This is a genomic window from Algibacter agarivorans (assembly GCF_039543245.1).
GTDB lineage: Bacteria > Bacteroidota > Bacteroidia > Flavobacteriales > Flavobacteriaceae > Algibacter_G > Algibacter_G agarivorans.
In genome coordinates this window covers 192559-213507 of record NZ_BAABJJ010000012.1, presented here as the reverse complement: position 1 = coordinate 213507, position 20949 = coordinate 192559, and the positions used below count along the sequence as shown (strand labels likewise).

18 protein-coding genes are annotated in these 20949 nt (G+C 33.3%); 9 read left to right on the top strand and 9 right to left on the bottom strand.

Annotated features, from left to right (window positions below; genetic code table 11):
* Positions 1-29: 29 nt before the first annotated feature.
* The 6 genes from feoB to recA all read right to left on the bottom strand — a co-directional run bounded on the left by feoB (position 30) and on the right by recA (position 6591).
* Positions 30-2129 carry a ferrous iron transport protein B gene (feoB, locus tag ABD935_RS05815; protein ID WP_345190739.1) on the bottom strand — a complete coding sequence of 700 codons (2100 nt, stop codon included), beginning with the start codon at positions 2127-2129 and terminating at the stop codon, positions 30-32.
* A complete protein-coding gene (locus ABD935_RS05810; RefSeq protein WP_345190738.1) occupies positions 2122-2358 on the bottom strand; it encodes a FeoA family protein in 237 nt (78 codons plus the stop codon). The genes feoB and ABD935_RS05810 overlap by 8 nt, the downstream gene beginning before the upstream one ends.
* A gap of 561 nt (positions 2359-2919) precedes the next feature.
* Positions 2920-4461 carry a hypothetical protein gene (locus ABD935_RS05805; protein ID WP_345190737.1) on the bottom strand — a complete coding sequence of 514 codons (1542 nt, stop codon included), beginning with the start codon at positions 4459-4461 and terminating at the stop codon, positions 2920-2922.
* Positions 4461-5003 carry an RNA polymerase sigma factor gene (locus ABD935_RS05800; RefSeq protein WP_345190736.1) on the bottom strand — a complete coding sequence of 181 codons (543 nt, stop codon included), beginning with the start codon at positions 5001-5003 and terminating at the stop codon, positions 4461-4463. The genes ABD935_RS05805 and ABD935_RS05800 overlap by 1 nt, the downstream gene beginning before the upstream one ends.
* A gap of 44 nt (positions 5004-5047) precedes the next feature.
* Complete coding sequence (locus ABD935_RS05795) at positions 5048-5458, bottom strand: hypothetical protein (protein ID WP_345190735.1); 411 nt, start codon at positions 5456-5458, stop codon at positions 5048-5050.
* A 131-nt stretch (positions 5459-5589) separates the two neighbouring features.
* Positions 5590-6591 carry a recombinase RecA gene (recA, locus tag ABD935_RS05790; RefSeq protein WP_345190734.1) on the bottom strand — a complete coding sequence of 334 codons (1002 nt, stop codon included), beginning with the start codon at positions 6589-6591 and terminating at the stop codon, positions 5590-5592.
* Between the two features lie 357 nt (positions 6592-6948).
* On the opposite strand from recA, the gene trhO reads away from it, so the two are divergent.
* From trhO to ABD935_RS05745, 9 genes are all read left to right on the top strand, one after another.
* Complete coding sequence (gene trhO, locus ABD935_RS05785) at positions 6949-8013, top strand: oxygen-dependent tRNA uridine(34) hydroxylase TrhO (protein WP_345190733.1); 1065 nt, start codon at positions 6949-6951, stop codon at positions 8011-8013.
* 1 nt (position 8014) lies between these two features.
* Positions 8015-9019 carry a radical SAM protein gene (locus ABD935_RS05780; RefSeq protein WP_345190732.1) on the top strand — a complete coding sequence of 335 codons (1005 nt, stop codon included), beginning with the start codon at positions 8015-8017 and terminating at the stop codon, positions 9017-9019.
* A 20-nt stretch (positions 9020-9039) separates the two neighbouring features.
* Positions 9040-10284, top strand: coding sequence for a peptidase U32 family protein (locus ABD935_RS05775; RefSeq protein ID WP_345190731.1), 1245 nt, complete (start codon positions 9040-9042; stop codon positions 10282-10284).
* Entirely contained in the window at positions 10284-10514 is a 231-nt protein-coding gene (locus ABD935_RS05770) for a ferredoxin (RefSeq protein ID WP_345190730.1), read from the top strand. Before ABD935_RS05775 ends, ABD935_RS05770 begins: the two co-directional genes overlap by 1 nt.
* Before the next feature lie 227 nt (positions 10515-10741).
* Positions 10742-12007 carry a PSP1 domain-containing protein gene (locus ABD935_RS05765; protein ID WP_345190729.1) on the top strand — a complete coding sequence of 422 codons (1266 nt, stop codon included), beginning with the start codon at positions 10742-10744 and terminating at the stop codon, positions 12005-12007.
* Entirely contained in the window at positions 11994-12488 is a 495-nt protein-coding gene (locus ABD935_RS05760) for a gliding motility lipoprotein GldH (protein ID WP_345190728.1), read from the top strand. The genes ABD935_RS05765 and ABD935_RS05760 overlap by 14 nt, the downstream gene beginning before the upstream one ends.
* A gap of 53 nt (positions 12489-12541) precedes the next feature.
* On the top strand, positions 12542-14881 hold the full coding sequence (locus tag ABD935_RS05755; protein ID WP_345190727.1) for a transglycosylase domain-containing protein: 2340 nt from the start codon (positions 12542-12544) through the stop codon (positions 14879-14881).
* 170 nt (positions 14882-15051) lie between these two features.
* Entirely contained in the window at positions 15052-15756 is a 705-nt protein-coding gene (locus tag ABD935_RS05750; RefSeq protein WP_345190726.1) for a CoA transferase subunit A, read from the top strand.
* 92 nt (positions 15757-15848) lie between these two features.
* A complete protein-coding gene (locus ABD935_RS05745; RefSeq protein WP_345190725.1) occupies positions 15849-16502 on the top strand; it encodes a 3-oxoacid CoA-transferase subunit B in 654 nt (217 codons plus the stop codon).
* Positions 16503-17367: 865 nt separating this feature from the next.
* On the opposite strand, the gene ABD935_RS05740 is transcribed toward ABD935_RS05745, so the two are convergent.
* The 3 genes from ABD935_RS05740 to ABD935_RS05730 are packed head-to-tail and all read right to left on the bottom strand — an operon-like array spanning position 17368 to position 20917.
* Complete coding sequence (locus ABD935_RS05740; protein WP_345190723.1) at positions 17368-19047, bottom strand: ABC transporter ATP-binding protein; 1680 nt, start codon at positions 19045-19047, stop codon at positions 17368-17370.
* 9 nt (positions 19048-19056) lie between these two features.
* The gene (locus tag ABD935_RS05735) at positions 19057-19770 is read right to left on the bottom strand and encodes a 3'-5' exonuclease (RefSeq protein ID WP_345190722.1); all 714 of its coding nucleotides are present in this window, start codon (positions 19768-19770) and stop codon (positions 19057-19059) included.
* Positions 19763-20917, bottom strand: a complete 1155-nt coding sequence (locus ABD935_RS05730; protein ID WP_345190720.1) for a serine hydrolase domain-containing protein — start codon at positions 20915-20917, stop codon at positions 19763-19765. The genes ABD935_RS05735 and ABD935_RS05730 overlap by 8 nt, the downstream gene beginning before the upstream one ends.
* Between the last annotated feature and the right edge of the window lie 32 nt (positions 20918-20949).

Here is a 20949-nt window from a genome sequence, read left to right as displayed (position 1 = left end):
TAAGATTCCTGTCTTTACAGGAAATATAGTTATTTCAAAAACTGAAACGCAATTAAAGCTACAATATACGCAAATGCTGTCATAATAACTAGCTGTAATATTGGCCATTTCCAGCTATTTGTTTCTCGTTTCACAATAGCTAATGTGCTCATGCATTGCATGGCGAATGCGTAAAATAATAGTAGTGAAATACCCGAAGCAAAGGTAAATAAAGGCCCTCCTAAAATAGGATTCACTTCTGCTGCCATTCTATTTTTTATAGTCGCTTCATCATCGTTCCCAACACTATAAATAGTTGCTAAAGTTCCAACAAATACTTCACGAGCGGCAAAAGAACTTACTATAGCTATTCCTATTTTCCAATCGTACCCCAATGGTCTAATGGCAGGTTCTATGGCACGTCCTGTTATACCAATAAAGGAATGTTCTAGTTTGTATGATGCTATTTTTTGTTGTAAATCTGCTTCAGCTAAATGATTAGAAGCATATTCTGTTTTGATAATGTCTTCGGCGTTATTGAATTGGTCCCCTGGTCCATAAGATGCTAAAAACCAAAGTACAATAGATATAGCTAAAATGATTTTACCAGCACCAAAAACAAATGCTTTTGTTCTTTCAATAACTGTTAAAGCCACATTTTTAAAAAGGGGTAATTTGTAATTGGGCATTTCTACTACAAAAAACGTTTTGCTCTTAATTTTCAATATTTTGTTGAGGATATATGCTGAAATAACGGCGGCTCCAAAGCCAATTAAATATAAAAGCATTAGGGTTAAGGCTTGATAGCCCAAACCTAGAAATCGCCCTTCAGGAATAACTAGAGCAATAATAATTAAATATACTGGTAGTCTAGCGGAGCATGTGGTAAAAGGTGTTACCAAAATGGTTATTAAACGCTCTTTCCAACTTTCAATATTCCTGGTTGCCATAATTGCTGGAATAGCACAAGCAGTACCAGAAATTAAAGGGACTACACTTTTTCCGCTTAACCCAAATCGTCGCATGACGCGGTCCATTAAAAAGACCACTCGACTCATATAACCGCTTTCTTCAAGTACAGCAATAAATAAAAATAAAAAGGCTATTTGTGGAATAAATATCACGATACCACCTAGCCCCGGAATAATACCTTCGGCTATTAAATTGGTAAAAGCACCCTGGGGTAATTGCGTTTTTGTCCATTCGCTTAACGAAGCAAAAGTGCTATCTATAAAGTCCATTGGCACGCTTGACCAATCATAAATGGCTTGAAAAATAGTCAATAAAATGACAAAGAAAATAAGATATCCCCAAACTTTGTGGGTTAGAATTCTATCTAATTTTGTACGTAAGTCCTTGGCTTGCGAAACATCAATAGTTTGCCCTTTTTTAAGCACATTGTTTATAAACTGATAGCGTTTTATGGTTTCTTTTTGCTGTAAACGTTTTAAATCGGCTTTACTTTTGATTTTAAAATCTGCAACAGCATCTATTTCTTGTCGGTCTGTTTTTCCGAAGTTAACATCTTGAGTAATCACCAACCAAAGCTTGTACAAGAGTTGATTAGGAAACGTTTTTCGTAAATTATCAAAGTAGTCTTTGTCAATTTCCGAAGCATTTAAACATGGGGTTATAGAAATATCTTTATAATTGGTAATTAGGGTTTTTAAATGATCAATACCCTCATTTTTGCGTGTACTAATTAGTGCTATTTTAGTTTTAAGATGTTCTTCTAAATAATCAATATCTAATGAAATACCCTTGTAATTCATGCGGTCTGCCATGTTAATGACAAGCAGTGTAGGGATTTCTAAATCTTTAATTTGGGTGAATAATAATAAATTTCGTTTTAGGTTTTCAACGTCACTTACAACAACAGCAATGTCTGGAAAATCTTTGTCATTTTTATTTAGAAGCAGTTCAATAACCACGTTTTCATCAAGTGATGACGCATTTAAACTGTAAGTTCCCGGTAAATCAATAATATGTGCCTTAACACCACGAGGAAGTTTACAGATACCTTCTTTTTTTTCAACCGTAATCCCTGGGTAGTTGCCTACTTTTTGGTTTAGACCTGTTAAGGCATTAAAAACGGAGGTTTTCCCAGTATTTGGGTTTCCAATTAAGGCAACATTTATTTGTTTACTCATGCCCTGCTTTTTCAATTAGAATATGAGAAGCGGTTTCCTTTCTAATGGCTAAATGCGTACCATTTATGTTTAAATACATGGGGTCATGAAAAGGAGCAAGCTGAACAAGCTCAACAGAGTTACCTGGTAAACATCCCATTTCTAAGAGTTTTAACGGAATGTGAATAGATGAAACATCAGTAATGATACCCTTTTCGCCACGTTTTAGATGTGCTAATGTGTACTGCAAGCTTATTTAGATTGATTTTAAAGAACCAAAAGTAATGTAAAAGTTTAGAAGTTGAAAGTTTATTAAAAAGAGTTTTTAATCACAGTCTCTTAACAACAAAAATCTTGCACGTATAATTAATATTTTTCATCTTTTATAATTATGGAAATCTGTATTTTTAAACACTAGTAAGACAAAATAATAGGTTCTTTTTTATGAAAAATAAAAATTAGAGCAGCTATCTATTGGTTTAGGCTTGTAAAAAGGGCATAAACGGGTTGTAAAGATAATATAGCATATAATCTTACGAAAATTGTTGTTTTTCATTGACTCTAAGGCGTTTATTTTTGCACCATTAAAATATAAATAAAATCATGAAAACAAGTAGTCGAAAAATTGCAGTAGAAAGTAAAGTTGGAACAGTAACAAAAACCTTTAGAAACGCAAGCTCAATAGTTTGGAATTCAAAAAGACGTTACAAATAAATAATTAATAAAAAACTGCTCGAGGGGACGAGCAGTTTTTTTTTGATATACATTTTCGAGCTTAATTGAAAATGTATATCTAGATCTAACCAAAAACCTAGAACTTAATGGCGAATCCAGTATAAACACCTATGAAAAAAGGTGTAAAATCTCCTGAAGTATTTTTAAACGTATTAATTTGATATTTAAATATAGGTTCTAAATTTAAGTCTATTTTTTTAGAGACTTGGTAGTTTAAACCTAAACCAAAATTAGCACTATAGCTTATTGTGTTTATGTTATTGGCTTCGCCTAAAAAGGTTCTATTGCCATTTTCAGCTTCAGAAAATATTTCATTGTTGTTTAAAAAGAATGAACTAAAACCACCAATAACGTTAATACCTAATTTTTTATCAGAAAGGGTATATTGAATTTCTAAAGGTATTTCTATATAGCCTAAAGCTTGGTTAATTGAGGAGTTCGAAGATGCGAGTGATTCAGGCGAATCGCTATTTAAACTTTCAGCGCTAATAAGGGAAACAGAACCTCTACCTCCATTAACGTTTTGTAAGGCACTGGTATTAGTGCTTAAACCAGGAGACTGAAAAACAATAACATCGTTTGTGTTATAGCCCAAATTAACTTTATTAATACCAGAACGAACTTTAAGTTTATTATTTATAGCATAACTGGCAGAAATACCATAACTCATATTAAGTTCGCCACTTTTAGAATTGCTATTAAACTGAGGGTCTAAAGATGAGCCTTCTCCTAAGGTATTAAAATAAACAGGCGCAGCATTAGGAGCTATACTCCATCTGTTTTGATTTGTTTCTTCAATAATATCTTTGTTTTTATCTAGGGCTTCCTCTATAGTAAGTGCATTTTCCTGTATTTTATTGTCCACAACGTTTTCGGGCGTTTCTTTTTCTAATTCAGCTATAATAGTGTTTTTGGACGTATTATTTATGAGTTCTTTTCCTTTTTCCTTATTAATTAAAGGAGTTTCGTTTTTAATGGAACTGTTGTTTTTTTCTTCATTAGAAGCCCCAATAACATGATTGCTTTTCGGATTATTTGGAAGTTTTATAACACTATTTTTTTCTTCGGATTGATTTGCAAAAGCGTTATTACTACTGTTTTTTTGATTTAACTGGTTGTTGTTAGTATTCAATATTTTATCTGAAGATAGGTTGGTTTTGCTTTCATTCTTATTTTTTGAAGAAGAATTTTCAGCAATTGATGACTCCTTTGAAGGTGTTATTTTATTTGTTCGTGCTTCAAGTTTTGTTTCAGATGATTTGTTTAAAGTTTCTCCAGATTTGTTATTATCAGTGATGATGCTTTCAATTTTATCGGCATTATCTAAAGGTTTATTACCATTAATGTTTGTTTTTTCATCAGTATTATTTTCTGTTTCTACAACTTGATTTTGTTGCGTATCGTCAGTATTGTTTAAATAATTAACATCAATAGTTAAAAGAAGTATTAATAAAGCTGCAACACCAGCATAACGCCACCAGATTGGAATAATATGACGTTTTTTCTTTTTCTGGTTAAGTTTTGTTTCAATATTTTGCCAAACAGCATCACTGGGAGTGGCTTCAAAATCCTTGAAACTTTCTTGAAATAATCTGTCTATATGTTTTTTATCACTCATTATAATGATTGTAAACGTTGTGTTGTTTTATAATCCTCAATGGTTTGTTTCAAAATCTGCCTAGCTCGCGATAAATTAGATTTTGAAGTTCCTAAATTTATATTTAGCATTTCTGCTATGTCCTTGTGTGAATATCCATCAAGCACATATAGGTTAAAAACCAATCGGTATCTATCTGGTAATTCCTGAATAATTTGTAAAAGATAATCAATGGAAACTTGGGCTTCATCAACTTCTAACTCAACGTCTTCAATAGTGTTTTCGTTTATAATATCAAAAACCTTTTCGTTTCGGTAGCGTTGCAATACGGTATTTACAGTAATGCGTTTTAACCAACCTTCAAAAGAGCCTTTGCCTTTATATTGTTCAATTTTTTTAAAAATCGTTAAAAATGCATCTTGCAGATTATCTTCTGCTTCAGCATAGTTTCTTGAATACTTTAAGCATACGGAGAATAGTTTACTCGAAAAGAGTTTATATAATTCACCTTGTGCTTTAGTATCATCAATTTTACAATTTTCTATGAGTTGTTTTAAACTCAAAATCAAACATGTGTTAATTAATACTTAAAAATGCATACCATAGTTTAATCAACAACAGGAACTTCAATAGTCAAATATTGAGTTTCCCCTTCGTTATCTTCACCTTGCCAAAATTTAAAAATATAGGAACCATTGCTGGTTACAATAAAATTAAAAGTAGCTTCTACCAATTCATTTTCAAGAGTTTCGCAATCGTTCCTATCAAAAACATAAGTTATAGGAGCAACAGTACGTTCATTATTTTCTTTTAAATAATAAAACTCTTTAAATGCATGGCATGTTGAGGGTCTTAAATAAGACACTGTGATAGGATATGTTTCTCCTAATGTAAATTCATTAGGAATATCCACACTCTCAACAGGTAAAACGTCAAAACTATAAGTTGTACCATCATCATCAATACTGCAAGATGAAAATAGTACTAGTGTTAAACAAAGTACAATAAATCTTTTCATAGCAAGTAAATTTAGGGTTAAATATACATGTTTGCACTTTGTAGATGCAAAATACTCGGAAAGGTTGCGTATGAAACCAAAAAATCCCGAATTAACGGGATTTTTTAACTTTTCATTTAAATATTTTTTTTCTATTTCTCAGACACCATTTTTCTAACCTTGGCTTCCAATTCGTCCATAAGCTCAGGATTGTCTTTAATTAGTGCTTTTACAGCATCACGACCTTGACCCAGTTTGGTCTCATCATAGCTAAACCAAGAACCGCTCTTTTTAACAATTTCATATTGAACAGCCAAATCTAGAATTTCACCAACTTTTGAAACGCCTTCGCCATACATAATATCAAACTCGGCTAATTTAAATGGCGGAGCCACTTTGTTTTTAACCACTTTAACTCTTGTTTTATTACCCATAACATCGCCATCTGTACTTTTTATTTGAGTAGAGCGTCTAATGTCTAATCTTACAGAAGCATAGAATTTTAAAGCATTACCACCGGTTGTGGTTTCCGGATTGCCAAACATCACTCCAATTTTTTCACGTAATTGGTTAATAAATATTACGGTACAGTTGGTTTTACTAATGGATCCTGTAAGCTTCCTTAAAGCTTGAGACATTAAACGGGCATGCAATCCCATTTTAGAGTCACCCATTTCACCCTCAATTTCACTTTTAGGGGTTAAGGCTGCAACAGAATCGATTACAACAATATCAATAGCTCCAGAACGTATTAAATTATCGGTAATTTCTAAAGCTTGCTCCCCGTTATCGGGTTGTGAGATGATTAAATTATCAATATCTATACCTAATTTTTCGGCATAAAATCTATCAAAAGCATGCTCTGCATCAATAAAAGCCGCAATACCTCCAGCTTTTTGAGCTTCAGCAATAGCATGTAGTGTTAATGTGGTTTTTCCAGAAGATTCTGGTCCATAAATTTCTATAACACGCCCTCGTGGATAACCTCCAACGCCTAACGCAATATCTAAGCCTAAAGAACCAGAAGGGATAGCCTCTACATCTTGTATAGCTGCATCGCTCATTTTCATTACCGTTCCTTTGCCGTAGGCTTTATCTAGTTTGTCTAATGTAAGTTTAAGTGCTTTTAATTTAGCTTCTTTTTCACTGCTCATTTATATATTTTTTTCTGAAATTAGGTACGCTAAAATACTACATCTTTTGTCATGGTACAATAATAGTTTTCAACATAAACCTTGAAATAAAAAGGTGCTTTTCAATAAAATCTAGAATAAAAAGAATAATAGCACGCAACCCTTTTACTTATTTTGCATCTATATAATGAAAAAGGAAATTTTTTTGCTATGAAATTTACAATAATGAGTTGTTAACTAAACGACTAACTCAAACTCAACTTGGAGCACCTAAATATTTATTTAGGTGCTTTTTTTATACAATGCATTCACCCTGTCCCTTTAAAATTGTATTTTTGCGTTTCAAAATATGTCTTTAACCTTAAAAATTAGTATAGCATGCAACTGTACAATAAATTAAGTTCAAAAGAAAGAGCAGAATTAATCGATAAAACAGGAAAAAATCGATTAACCCTTTCTTTTTACCAGTATGCCAAAATTGGCAATCCACAACTTTTTAGAGACCATTTATTTATTACTTGGGATGCATTAGACGTTTTAGGTAGGATTTATGTGGCACACGAGGGTATTAATGGGCAACTTTCACTTCCGGCAGACCGTTTCAACGAATTTAAGACACACCTAGATTCTATTGATTTTTTAAAAGACATCCGATTAAATATTGCTGTTGAGCAAGACAATAAATCGTTTTTAAAGTTAAAAGTAAAAGTCCGTAATAAAATTGTTGCCGATGGATTGAATGACCATACGTTTGATGTTACCAACAAAGGTATTCATGTTGGTGCAGATAAATTCAATGCCCTTATCGAAGATGAAAAAACTATTTTGGTTGATATGCGTAACCATTATGAAAGCGAAATAGGTCATTTTAAAAACGCCGTAACTCCAGATGTTGACACGTTTAGAGAATCTTTAGATATTATTGAAGATGATTTAAAAGACCATAAAGAAGATAAAAACTTGGTTATGTATTGTACTGGCGGCATTCGATGCGAAAAAGCGAGTGCCTATTTTAAGCATAAGGGTTTTAAAAACGTATATCAGTTAGAGGGCGGTATTATTGAATATACCAGACAAGTGAACGACGAAAACCTTGAAAACAAGTTTTTAGGTCAGAATTTTGTGTTTGATGAGCGCAGAGCAGAACGCATTAGTGATGATGTTATTGCTAATTGCCACCAATGCGGAACCCCATTTGATGTGCATACCAATTGTGCCAATGAAGCTTGTCATTTATTGTTTATTCAATGTGATGAGTGTAAAGCAGAAATGAACAATTGCTGCTCAACAAATTGTAAAGAAATAAACGCTTTGCCACACGAAGAACAAAAAGAACTTCGCAAAGGGCAAGGTAATAGCAATGATATTTTTAAAAAAGGACGTGCCGATCACTTGCCCTATAAAAAAGATTTGAGGAATATTTTTGAGATTTTAAAGAAATAATATGAATGTATACAAGCTACTAAAGCTTAACAGGAAGATTAAAAACTATCGCCTTAAGTTTTTTGCTATTTGGTTGCTTCATGTTTTTAATAAACGCTATTTAGCTGTTAATCTTGATCCTGTTTTAGCCTGTAATCTTCGTTGTAAGATGTGCTATTTCACTGATAAAGAATATGTAAAAAAACTAAAAGGTCAGTTTAAGGAAGATGAGTTGGATCGAGTTGCAAAAACTATATTCAAAAGAGCTTTAAAACTTCAAATAGGGTGTGGAACTGAGCCTACTCTTTTTAAAAACCTACCAAAACTTGTTAGGTTGGGTAAAAAGTATGATGTACCATATATTTCATTGACTACTAATGCTAACTTATTAAATTCTGAAAGTATAGAAGAGCTTTTAAAAGCTGGGTTGAATGAGTTTACTATTTCTTTGCATGGAGTTACAAAAGAGAGTTATGAAAATTTTATGAAAAAAGGTAATTATGAAAAGTTTCATGATGTATTCAGGGCGTTTCAGCATTTAAAGAATAGCTATGATTTTAAAGTGAGGATTAATTACACTTTTAATAAAGATAATTTTTATGAATTGAATGATTTATTTGATTTTTTCGACGGAAAAAGTTTTGATATTCTTCAAATAAGACCCATCAGGAAAATTGGCAATACAGAGTACAATGATTTTAATTTGGATAGTGTTAGAGAGGATTATCCTGGTTTAATAAAAAAGATAAGGCAATCATGCTTGGAAAATAAAATAACATTGCTTGCTTCTGAAAAGATACCGAAGGATAGTCATGTTAATGATTCAAGTTTTATTTACGATTATACGTTTTGTTATGTTTCTCCAACAAGCTTTTGGAAAGATGGTTTTAATTGGAAAGAAGAATCATTTAATGATTTTGCAAAAAAAATAGGATGGGGAAATCAGCTTTTTATGAATATTTTCAAATCAAAAAAAGAATTGATATCACTTACAAATCGATTAAATTACGAGATTGAATTAAATTAATTTCTAGAAGTTTTAAGAAGATGCAAAAAATTGAGTTAATGGCACCTGCCGGAAATTTCGAATCGCTTCAGGCCGCTTTAGATAATGGTGCAGATTCCATTTATTTTGGGGTAGAACAGTTAAATATGAGGGCTAGGGCGTCTGTGAATTTTACATTAGATGATTTGCCAGAAATATCAAAACGTTGTAAATCTAAAAACATAAGAAGCTACCTTACACTTAATACCATTATTTACGATCACGATTTGTCCATTGTTAAAACCTTAGTTAAAAAGGCTAAGGAAGCAGATATCACAGCCGTTATAGCCATGGATCAAGCTGTTATATCAATGGCGCGTGAGGCGAAAATGGAAGTGCATATTTCAACCCAAATCAATATTACAAATATTGAAACGGTTAAATTTTATGCCCTATTTGCCGATACTATGGTGCTTAGTCGCGAGTTGAGTTTGCGCCAAGTAAAAAAAATAACCGAACAAATAGAAAAAGAGCAGATAAAAGGGCCCTCGGGAAAGTTGGTTGAAATTGAAATATTTGGGCATGGTGCCCTTTGTATGGCGGTTTCTGGGAAATGTTATATGAGTTTGCATTCTCAAAATTCATCTGCCAATAGAGGAGCATGCAAACAGAATTGCAGAAAAAAATATACCGTTATAGATCAAGAAACTGGTTTTGAAATGGAGCTGGATAATGAGTATATTATGTCTCCTAAAGATTTGTGCACCATCGATTTTTTAGATGAAGTGGTAGATGCTGGGATTAAAGTTTTAAAAATTGAAGGACGCGGAAGGGCTCCAGAATATGTAGCAAAAGTTATTAAATGCTATCGTGAGGCAATTGATAGTATTGAAAACGGAAGTTATAATAAAGAAGAAGTCATTTCATGGATGAAAACTTTAGAAACTGTTTATAATAGAGGGTTTTGGAACGGGTATTATCTAGGGCAAAAACTAGGCGAATGGAGTAAAGGTTCCGGTTCGCATGCTACACAAAAGAAAGTGTATATTGGAAAAGGAATACATTTCTTTCCTAAGGCAAAAGTTGGCGAGTTTAAAATTGAAGCTTATAATCTGAATATAGGCGATACGGTTTTAATTACGGGGCCAACCACTGGAGCGCAAGAATTTGTTATAAACGAGTTTTTGGTTAATGATAAAAAATTAGCAGAAGGTGTTAAAGGCGATTTAGTTACTATCCCATTACCGTTTCGAATCAGACAGTCGGACAAATTGTATAAAGTTGTAGAAAATAAAGTTGAAGCCTAATGGTTGTAATTACTTTACAACGCAATAAATGTATAGGTTGTAATTATTGCGTAGAATTGGCACCTCTTCAATTTCAAATGTCAAAAAAGGATGGTAAAACGGTGCTTTTGCATGCTAAGGAAAAGAAAGGGTTTTTTACTGTAAAATCTTATGATGAAGTCGTTTTTGATGACTGTGATAAGGCTGCAAAAGCCTGTCCTGTAAAAATAATTAGCGTTAAGAGTATTTGAAACCCATTAATTTCTCTCATATTTTAAATTGTAATTGGTATAAGTTATAATAATCTTATCTTTACGTCGATAAGTGGTATTTGAAATTCTGTTTCAAATAATTCTATTAAATTATCATTCTCATACAGTTACTGACTAAAGTCGAAGTAAAACTGAGAAACTAAATTATTTATGAATCTTCTTCCGATTGAACCTTGGTTTTAATCGGAATCAATATATAAAAACATATGGCTTGCGCAAGTTGCTCAACTAAAGACGGCTCACCAAAAGGCTGCAAAAATAATGGTACTTGTGGTACAGATAGTTGCAATAAGTTAACCGTTTTCGACTGGTTAGCAAACATGTCTCTCCCCAATGGCGAAAAGCCTTTTAATTGGGTTGAGGTTCGTTATAAAAACGGCAGAAAAGAATACTACCACAACACCGAAAATTTAACACTCAGTATTGGCGATATTGTCGCTACACAAGCTAAAGCGGGGCATGATATCGGTATGGTTACCCTTACGGGGGAATTGGTGCGTGTTCAGATGAAGCGTAAAAATATTTCAGAAACCCCAGAGGAAACCTTAAAAATTTACAGAAAAGCAAGCCAGAAAGATATTGATATTTGGTCGGCAGCGCGCGATAAAGAGGAGCCTATGAAAGTAAGGGCTCGACAGTTTGCCATCGATTTGAGGCTTCAAATGAAAATTTCAGATATCGAATTTCAAGGTGATGCTAGTAAAGCTACATTTTATTATACAGCCGAAGAACGCGTAGATTTTAGAGAGCTTATAAAAGTCTTCGCCCGGGAGTTTAGAACCCGAATAGAAATGAAACAAGTTGGGTTTCGTCAAGAAGCAGCCAGACTTGGTGGTATTGGTTCTTGCGGACGCGAATTATGTTGTTCTACTTGGTTAACCGATTTTAGATCGGTAAGCACATCGGCGGCACGTTACCAGCAATTGTCACTAAATCCGCAAAAGTTAGCAGGGCAATGTGGTAAACTAAAATGTTGTTTAAATTATGAACTTGACACGTATTTAGATGCCTTAAAAAGTTTCCCAAAAACGGATATAAAACTTCAAACGGAAAAAGGGACTGCAGTATGTCAAAAAACCGATATTTTTAAAGGTCACATGTGGTATGCTTACGAAGGCGAATGGATGAATTGGCACAAAATAACCACGCAGCAAGCCAATGAAATTATTGATTTAAATAAGGAAAATAAAAAAATTGCAAGCCTTGAAGAATATGCCTCAGACCTTGTAGAGGATACTAAAACAGAGTTTGAAAACGTTGTAGGGCAAGATAGTTTAACACGTTTTGATAGCCCAAAACGCAATAATAAACGTAAAAACAATAGGAGGAAAGGGAATCAAAAGGGAGGACAAAACCCAAAGGGAAATCAACAAGCAAGTAAAAATGCTAAACCGAAAAACAACCCAAACCAGACTAATAGAAATAAAAACAATAGGAGAAAACCTCAAAACACTAACAATGCTTCAAAATAGAGTTTTATTATTTTTCTTAATAGTTTCTTTTGTATTTGTTTCTTGTGATTCTAATCGTGTTTTTGATGAATACAAATCGGTTCCAAACAAATGGCATAAAGATTCTGTTATTAGTTTTAAAGTAAATCCACCAGACTCTACAAAGGCCTATAATTTATTTGTTAATTTAAGAAATACGAATGCTTACAAGTACAATAATCTATTCTTGATTGTTGAAATGATGTTTCCACATGGTAAAATTATAAAAGACACTTTAGAGTATAGAATGGCAGAACCCAGTGGAAAACTTCTAGGCGAAGGCTATACTGAGGTTAAAGAAAATAAGCTCTGGTATAAAGAACAAGTCGTTTTTAAAGAGTCTGGAGAATACACCTTAAACATTCAGCACGCTATGCGAGAAAACGGTAAGGTTAATGGCGTAATAGAGCTTGAAGGCGTAACGGATATAGGTTTCAGAATAGAAAACCCAACAATTAAATAAACAATCATAACTTTAAAATACTTAAGGCTCTTAAAACTTAAGACACTTAAACTATGGCAAAAGCAAAGAAACAAACAAAGGCAGTTCAAGATTTTTCAAAATACATCCGTTGGTTTTGGATTGTGTTTTTAGGAGGGATTTTGACTGTATTCCTAATTTTTTTAATAACATCTATTTTTGGTGATTTACCAGATCACACTGTTTTAGAAAACCCTAAAACGCATTTAGCCACCGAAATTATTTCTTCAGATGGAGAAACTTTGGGGAAGTTTTATTTAAATGATAATAGAACGCCCGTAGGTTATGATGAACTACCAAAACATTTAATTGATGCTTTAATAGCAACTGAAGATGCGCGTTTTCACGAGCATTCTGGTATCGACGCTCGCGGAACATTAAGAGCTCTGGTAGCTTTAGGAAGAGATGGAGGAGCGAGTACTGTATCGCAACAATTAGCAAAACAGTTGTTTACAGGAGTGGCTTCAAGGAGTACAATTGGGAGGATTACTCAAAAAGTTAAGGAATGGATTATTGCTATTCGTTTAGAGCGTCAATATACCAAAGAAGAAATTATAGCGCAATATTTTAATATTTATGATTTTGGTAATAATGCCGATGGAATCCGCAGTGCTTCAAGAATTTATTTTAATAAAGAGCCAAAAGATTTAAATCTTAAGGAGTCTGCCATGCTAGTTGGGATGTTTAAAAACTCATCACTTTATAACCCAAGACCTGAGCGTAATCCCATTGGAGTAAAAAACCGACGTAATGTGGTTTTGGCTCAAATGGAAAAATATGAGTTTATAAATAAAACAGTAAAAGACTCGCTTCAAAAAACAGAATTAGATTTGGACTATTCTCCCGAATCGCATCGCGAAGGTATAGCCACTTATTTTAGAGGCTATTTAGATGGTTTTATGAAAGATTGGATTAAAAATAATCCAAAACCAGATGGTACAAAATGGAATTTATATAACGATGGATTGAAAATATATACGACTATAGATTCCCGAATGCAAACTTATGCCGAAAATGCTGTGCAACAACATATGCCAAGATTACAAGCAGAATTTTTCAATCAAAATACTCCAAAACGAAATCCAACAGCCCCGTTTTTAGAACTTGAAAAAGAAGAGATTGATGCTTTAATGAAACGAGGCATGAGACAATCCGAACGGAGAAGGCACATGAAATATGATTTAAAGAAATCGGATAAAGAAATCGAAGATTCGTTCCATAAGCCTGTAAAAATGAGTGTTTTTACATGGAAAGAAGGTAAAGCTTCAGAGGTTGATACCATTATGAAACCTATAGATTCGATGCGTTATTATAAATCGTTTTTAAGAACAGGAATGATGTCTATGAATCCACAAACAGGTCATGTAAAAGCTTGGGTAGGTGGTATTAATTACAGGCATTTTCAATACGATATGGTAAAACAAGGAAAGCGTCAAGTTGGTTCTACATTCAAACCTTTCGTATATACGGCAGCAATAGATCAATTACACTATTCGCCCTGCGACGAATTTCCGGATGTTCCATTTTGCATTGAAGCTAATAAGTATGGAAATCCAGAAGAATGGTGTCCACAAAATTCTGGTAATGATTATGGTGGTACAAGAACATTAAAAGGGGCGCTAGCAAACTCTGTGAATACTGTTACTGCGCAGTTAATTGATAAGGTTGGCCCGCAAACAGTTGTTGATTTGGTTAAAAAATTAGGGGTTGAGTCAGAAATGCTTCCTGTACCTTCCATAGCATTAGGAACTCCAGATCTTAGTGTATATGAAATGGTTGGTGCGTATTCAACATTTGCTAATCAGGGGGTTTACACCAAGCCAGTAATGGTAACCAGTATTGAAGATAAAAATGGAACCATGCTTTATCAATTTAAACCAGAAACTCGAGATGTATTAAGTGATGAAACTGCCTATGTTGCTGTTAAACTTATGGAAGGCGTAACTCAAGGAGGTTCGGGTACAAGGTTAAGGCACAGTTCGGCTAAAAATAAACCTGATTACAAAGAGATTGTTACAGGCTATCCTTATGAATTTACAAATCCTATAGCTGGAAAAACAGGAACTACCCAAAACCAAAGTGATGGTTGGTTTATGGGCATGGTGCCTAATTTAGTAACAGGTGTTTGGGTAGGCGCAGAAGATAGGGCAGCCCATTTCAAAACGATTACTTACGGCCAAGGGGCAGCAATGGCATTGCCAATTTGGGGTCTATATATGAAAAGCTGTTATGCAGATGAAGAGCTTAATATTTCTACAGAAGAATTTGAAGAACCTATAGACCTTTCTATAAATGTAGATTGTTCTAAACACACCAGTGAAACTTCTGATGATAATACTGATGAACAAACGCCCGACGATTTAGATTTTGGATAATCCTTTATTCTAAATTAAACGATAAAAAAACCATTGTAATTTAGAATGGTTTTTTTATTTGATAATATTTTCGACATATCATTCAATTATTCGTAAATTTAATGAACTAATTTCATTTTTTAAGAAATAGAAAAACTGAAAATAAGTTCAAATGCAAAAACCGAATAATTATGATTAATAAAAAAGTATCAAATGTTCAAGAGGCTCTAGAAGGCGTGTCAAGCAACATGACTTTTATGCTAGGTGGTTTCGGGCTTAGTGGTATTCCTGAAAATGCTATAGCAGAACTAGTAAAACTGGGTGTTAACGGGTTAACATGTATCTCAAATAATGCAGGAGTTGATGATTTTGGACTGGGGTTATTACTTCAGCAAAAACAAATCAAAAAAATGGTATCGTCTTATGTTGGTGAGAATGATGAATTTGAGCGTCAAATGCTTTCTGGTGAATTAGATGTAGAACTCATTCCTCAAGGTACTTTAGCAGAACGTTGTAGAGCAGCTCAAGCTGGTTTTCCTGCTATTTATACACCTGCTGGATATGGAACCGAAGTAGCTGAAGGTAAAGAGACCCGCGAGTTTGATGGGAAAATGTATGTTTTAGAACATGCGTTTAAAGCCCATTTTGCTTTTGTAAAAGCTTGGAAAGGTGATAAAGCTGGAAACTTAATTTTTAAGGGAACTGCTAGAAATTTCAATCCTAATATGTGTGGTGCTGCTAAAATAACGGTAGCTGAGGTTGAAGAATTAGTGCCACTTGGTGCGTTAGACCCTAATCAAATTCATATTCCAGGAATATTTGTACAGCGTATTTTTCAAGGGGAACATTATGAAAAGCGTATTGAGCAACGAACTGTTAGAACAAAAAGCACTTAAAGTTACAAGTGCCTAAAGTGCACTAAAGTTAAACTTCCGATTGAGTGAGCAACTTATAACTTCAAATACTTAAAACTTTATAACTTTAGAAAATGTTAGATAAAACAGGTATAGCAAAACGAATAGCGCAAGAAGTACAAGATGGCTATTATGTAAACCTAGGGATTGGAATTCCAACCTTTGTAGCAAACTATGTGCGTAATGATATTGAAGTTGAATTCCAAAGTGAAAATGGTGTTTTAGGTATGGGACCTTTTCCGTTTGAAGGCGAAGAAGATGCAGATGTCATAAATGCTGGCAAGCAAACTATAACCACTTTACCTGGAGCCAGTTTTTTTGATTCCGCCATGAGTTTCTCGATGATTAGAGGTCAACATGTCGATTTAACCATTTTAGGGGCTATGGAAGTTGCAGAGAATGGTGATATCGCAAACTGGAAAATACCTGGACGGATGGTAAAAGGCATGGGAGGAGCGATGGATTTAGTTGCAAGTGCAGAAAATATTATTGTTGCTATGATGCACACTAACAAAAGAGGTGAATCAAAATTATTGAAACAATGCTCATTGCCACTTACAGGAGTTGGTTGTGTTAAAAAGATCGTGACTAACCTAGCCGTTATTGAAGTCACCAAAAAAGGCTTTAAATTATTAGAGCGTGCCCCAGGGGTTTCTGTTGAGGAGATAAAAAAAGCTACAGAAGGCACGTTAATTGTTGAAGGTGATATTCCAGAAATGGATATTTAGATACATGGTTATTCAACAAAAGAATCAAGACCGCTGCGCTGATAGAAAATAGAATCAAGACTTGATATTAACTAACTGATAATCATTTTGAAATAGAATTTATATTTTCAAAAAGGAAAGGGGACTTTTTTTTAAAATCTTTTAGCCTACACCCGATATATTGTTCGAACTATTTCACAAATTGTCTTCTTGAATTTATTCTACAGTTTTTTGCTTTTGTAATTAAGTAGGTTTCCACTGCACTCAACCAGACAAAGTGGGTTAAAAACAAATATCAAGTTATATAAAAACTCTATGAAATGTTAAATAAAAGTGTATTTCATCGAATTTTTATGTTTTTAAACAGATAAATTGAAAATAAGTCTGATATTAGCAGTCCCCAAAGAAACCAAATAAATTATAGATTTCCCCAAATCTACCATAAACTTAAAACTTATGAATTTTGCAACAAATCTACCTGAACTTCCTACAAATAATGAAAGCAAATTCAAGGAAACTATAAAAGAGAATTTACAGTTTTTAAAGAGCTTACTTTATTTAACAAAAAAAATATTTATGTTATAGGAATAATTCTGTAGCACGAAAAAATTAGATTATCCCGAAATATTTTTTGGGATTTTTTTTGTTTAGTTATTTCAATGTAAAGGTTTACTATTCGCAATTGAAAAACATTTATGGTTTTGAAAACCCACCCCTAGCCCCTCCAAGGAGGGGAAATATTACGGATATAAAGAATTGCAGATATAACTAAAAACGGGTATAGAAAATTATCTATATCCGTTTTTAGTTTTTGAGTGTTCCCCTCCTTGGAGGGGCTAGGGGTGGGTGCTTTTGACAATTAAAATTTATTATAACTCAAGTTTGTTTAAATTCCCTTAGGAATAGCATGAATTAATTTTTTTGTATAATCCTTTTTTGGGTTATTATAGATGATATCTGCATCATCTAATTCTTCAATTTCACCTTGATTCATAACCAGCAATTGGTCAGACATATATTTTACCACTGCTAAGTCATGTGAAATAAATATATAGGTAAATCCAAAATCGGCTTTAAGTTCGTTGAGCAGATTTAAAACTTGCGCTTGAACGGATATATCTAATGCCGAAACGGACTCGTCGCAAACAATTAACTTGGGTTGTAAAGCAATCGTTCTTGCAATACCAATACGTTGTCTTTGACCACCAGAAAATTCATGTGGATAACGATTAAAATAATCCTTAGACAATCCAACTCGATTTAAAATATCAATCACTTTTTCTTTTCGTTCGGTATCGGAATGAAAAAGGTTATGAACTTTCATAGGCTCCATAATAGCTTCGCCTACTGGGATTCTTGGATTTAATGAGGAATAAGGGTCTTGAAATATAATTTGAATGTCTTTTCTAAGTTTTCGAGTGTCGTTTTTTGAAAGCTTTGTAATGTCAACACCGTTATATAAAATCAGTCCAGATGTGGCTTTATCTAATTGAAGAATAGCATTTCCAAGCGTAGATTTTCCACAACCAGATTCTCCTACTAGCCCTAAAGTTTCGCCTTCATACAATTTAAAACTGACATCATTAACGGCTTTAAAAGATTGGGCTTTTGTGAATAATGCAGATTTAGAAATATATTCTTTTTCAACATTAATAACTTCTAAAAGTGGTGGATTGCGATAAAGCTTTTCGTGATTTTTTTGACGTTGTTCCGTTGAAACGATTTCAGTCGAAATAGTATCATTTAAAAAATCTTGAATAGTTGGTAATGTTTTTAATCTAGTATCTAAAGAAGGGCGAGAATTTATCAGCGCTTTTGTATAATTGTGTTGTGGGTTTTTGAATATATCTGCCACTAAACCCTGTTCAACAATCGCACCTTTGAACATCACTAATACCCTATCGGCAATTTCAGAAATTAAAGCCAAATCATGGGTAATAAAAATGATACTCATTTTAGTTTTAATCTGTAATTCTTTTAGTAGGCTTATAATATCTTTTTGTACGGTAACATCGAGTGCTGTAGTGGGTTCGTCAGCAATTAGGATATCTGGTTTACAGGCAATAGCCATAGCAATCATAACACGTTGCTTTTGGCCTCCAGAAACCTCATGAGGGTATGAATTATAGACTCGATTTGCATCAGGTAGTTTTACTTTTTCGAAAAGTGAAATAGTTTCTTCTTTGGCGTCTTGTTTTGATAATTTTGTATGCTGTAATAATATTTCTTGCACTTGTTTGCCGCAAGTCATCGATGGGTTTAAAGAACTCATGGGTTCTTGAAAAATCATCGCTATTTTATGGCCTCTAATTTTTTGAAATAATTTAGGAGATAGAATCGTTAAATCATCTTGGTTATAAGTGATTTTTCCAGAATTTATTTTTGAAATATTTTTAGGGAGAAGTCCCAGAATAGCTAAAGATGAGACTGATTTTCCTGAGCCAGATTCGCCAACAATTCCTAAAATTTCATTTTTATTTAGTTGATATGAAATATTATGAATCACTTCATTATTTCCAAATGAAATAGAGAGGTTTTTAACTTTTAATATTGGAGTTTCTGCCATCTATGCTTATTAAATGTGTATGATTTCATCATCAGTTAAAATGGCATCACCACGTAATCTTAAAAAGATTTGTGCTACTGCAATGGTATCCTTTTCGCAATAGATAACAATTCTATCAATTTCGTTTTCTTCATAATAAACACGATACACTTCGCTGCCGTCTATATCATCCTTAGGTGAAGGAACTCCTAAAACATTGGTTAATAATTTTAATGACGTATAGGTTTTATAATCGCCGAATTTCCATAATTCTAAAGTATCCAAGTGTGGTACTTCCCATGGTTTTTTACCGAATAAATTAAGTTTATAAGGAAGTTCAATATTATGGATTATCATGCGTCTAGCAATATAAGGAAAGTCAAATTCCTTTCCGTTATGAGCGCAAAGTAGATGTTTTGTTTGACTATAATGAGAGATGAGTAGATTTTTAAAGTCCTTTAATATTTTAATTTCATCACCAAAAAAAGAGGTAACTCTAAACATTCTGTTTTCTCCCTGAAATGTAAAATATCCAACAGAAATACAAACTATTTTTCCAAACTCTGCCCAAATACCAGCACGGTCGTAAAACTCTTCAGCGGTAAAATCATCTTTCCTTTGATATTGTGATTTACTTTCCCAAAGGACTTGTTTGGCTTCGTCTAAATCAGAGAAATATTGTGTTTCTGGAACAGTTTCAATATCCAAAAATAAAATGTTTTCAAGATCTAATTTACTAATCATTATTTAGCATCTTATAAGCCTCTTCGATATATGTATTGATATCTAAAGTAAATTTACCAACTTCTTTATTAGAACCTTTTGAGTGTCCAAGGCGTACAATAATAACATTATCATTAGGCTCAACAATCACGTATTGCCCTAAGTGTCCGCGCATCATAAAAAAGTTTTTGGTTCCAATAGTTTTTAACCACCATCCATAGCCATACATTGTGCCATCAGTAAAACGGGGCTTTATAGATTTTGCCACAAAAGTAGAATCTAAAATTTGTATCCCGTTCCATTTTCCGTGATCTTTATAGAGTTTGCCAAAACGGGCAAAATCTTTAGCATTACTTGCAATACAGCAGTAAGCTTTAACTAAATCATGTGCCTCGCTATCTACTTGCCAAAGCGTTTGGTTTTCACAGCCTAAAGGCTTCCATAAACTTTCAGTTAAATAGTTATATAGTTTTTTACCTGTAGCTTTCTCAATAACCATGGCTAGCATTTGTGTATCACCACTAGAGTATTTAAAGCTTTTTCCGGGTTCGTTAACAACTTTTAGTCCTAGCATTACTTTTTCTAAATCATCATCAAAATATGCACGTGTTGTAATAGATAAAGGGGAATAATATTTTTCGTCCCAATTTGTGCCAGATGCCATACTAGATAAATCTCCTACTGTCATTTTAGCTGCAAGACCGTCACTAAATTCAGGAATAAAATTACTTACTGGCTGGTTTAAACTTTTAATATAACCTTCTTGGATGGCTTTTCCCATAAGACCAGACACATAACTTTTCGCCATTGAAAACGAGTTGGACTGAGAGTTTTCATTAAAGCCATCATAATAATTTTCAAACCAGATACTATCGTTTTTTATAATAACATAAGCTATAGTTCCATTTGCTTTATTTATTTGATTAAGTGTTTCCGTTTCATTTATCGAATTATAATTCTTGTGATTTGGCCAAGGTTGAGGCGTGCTATTTTCAATAACTTGGTTGTCAAATTTCTTGTAATCTTCTAAATAAGCCGTAGTATAACCTTGTAGATATATTGTTCTAACAGCCTTAATGAGATAGTCTGTGTCAGTAATATAAAGTACAATGATTATTAACCCGAATAAGATAACAATCCATTTTAAGAGTTTTTTTAAGAATTTCATAATCCGTTATTTGGAGAAATTAAAGATAAGAG

Coding starts and splice junctions, on each gene's coding strand:
- feoB (WP_345190739.1), bottom strand. CDS start 2,129: ATGAGTAAACAAATAAATGTTGCCTTAATTGGAAACCCAAATACTGGG.
- trhO (WP_345190733.1), top strand. CDS start 6,949: ATGCAACTGTACAATAAATTAAGTTCAAAAGAAAGAGCAGAATTAATC.
- ABD935_RS05775 (WP_345190731.1), top strand. CDS start 9,040: ATGCAAAAAATTGAGTTAATGGCACCTGCCGGAAATTTCGAATCGCTT.
- ABD935_RS05805 (WP_345190737.1), bottom strand. CDS start 4,461: ATGAGTGATAAAAAACATATAGACAGATTATTTCAAGAAAGTTTCAAG.
- recA (WP_345190734.1), bottom strand. CDS start 6,591: ATGAGCAGTGAAAAAGAAGCTAAATTAAAAGCACTTAAACTTACATTA.
- ABD935_RS05780 (WP_345190732.1), top strand. CDS start 8,015: ATGAATGTATACAAGCTACTAAAGCTTAACAGGAAGATTAAAAACTAT.
- ABD935_RS05765 (WP_345190729.1), top strand. CDS start 10,742: ATGGCTTGCGCAAGTTGCTCAACTAAAGACGGCTCACCAAAAGGCTGC.
- ABD935_RS05750 (WP_345190726.1), top strand. CDS start 15,052: ATGATTAATAAAAAAGTATCAAATGTTCAAGAGGCTCTAGAAGGCGTG.
- ABD935_RS05770 (WP_345190730.1), top strand. CDS start 10,284: ATGGTTGTAATTACTTTACAACGCAATAAATGTATAGGTTGTAATTAT.
- ABD935_RS05730 (WP_345190720.1), bottom strand. CDS start 20,917: ATGAAATTCTTAAAAAAACTCTTAAAATGGATTGTTATCTTATTCGGG.
- ABD935_RS05755 (WP_345190727.1), top strand. CDS start 12,542: ATGGCAAAAGCAAAGAAACAAACAAAGGCAGTTCAAGATTTTTCAAAA.
- ABD935_RS05735 (WP_345190722.1), bottom strand. CDS start 19,770: ATGATTAGTAAATTAGATCTTGAAAACATTTTATTTTTGGATATTGAA.
- ABD935_RS05760 (WP_345190728.1), top strand. CDS start 11,994: ATGCTTCAAAATAGAGTTTTATTATTTTTCTTAATAGTTTCTTTTGTA.
- ABD935_RS05745 (WP_345190725.1), top strand. CDS start 15,849: ATGTTAGATAAAACAGGTATAGCAAAACGAATAGCGCAAGAAGTACAA.
- ABD935_RS05740 (WP_345190723.1), bottom strand. CDS start 19,047: ATGGCAGAAACTCCAATATTAAAAGTTAAAAACCTCTCTATTTCATTT.
- ABD935_RS05795 (WP_345190735.1), bottom strand. CDS start 5,458: ATGAAAAGATTTATTGTACTTTGTTTAACACTAGTACTATTTTCATCT.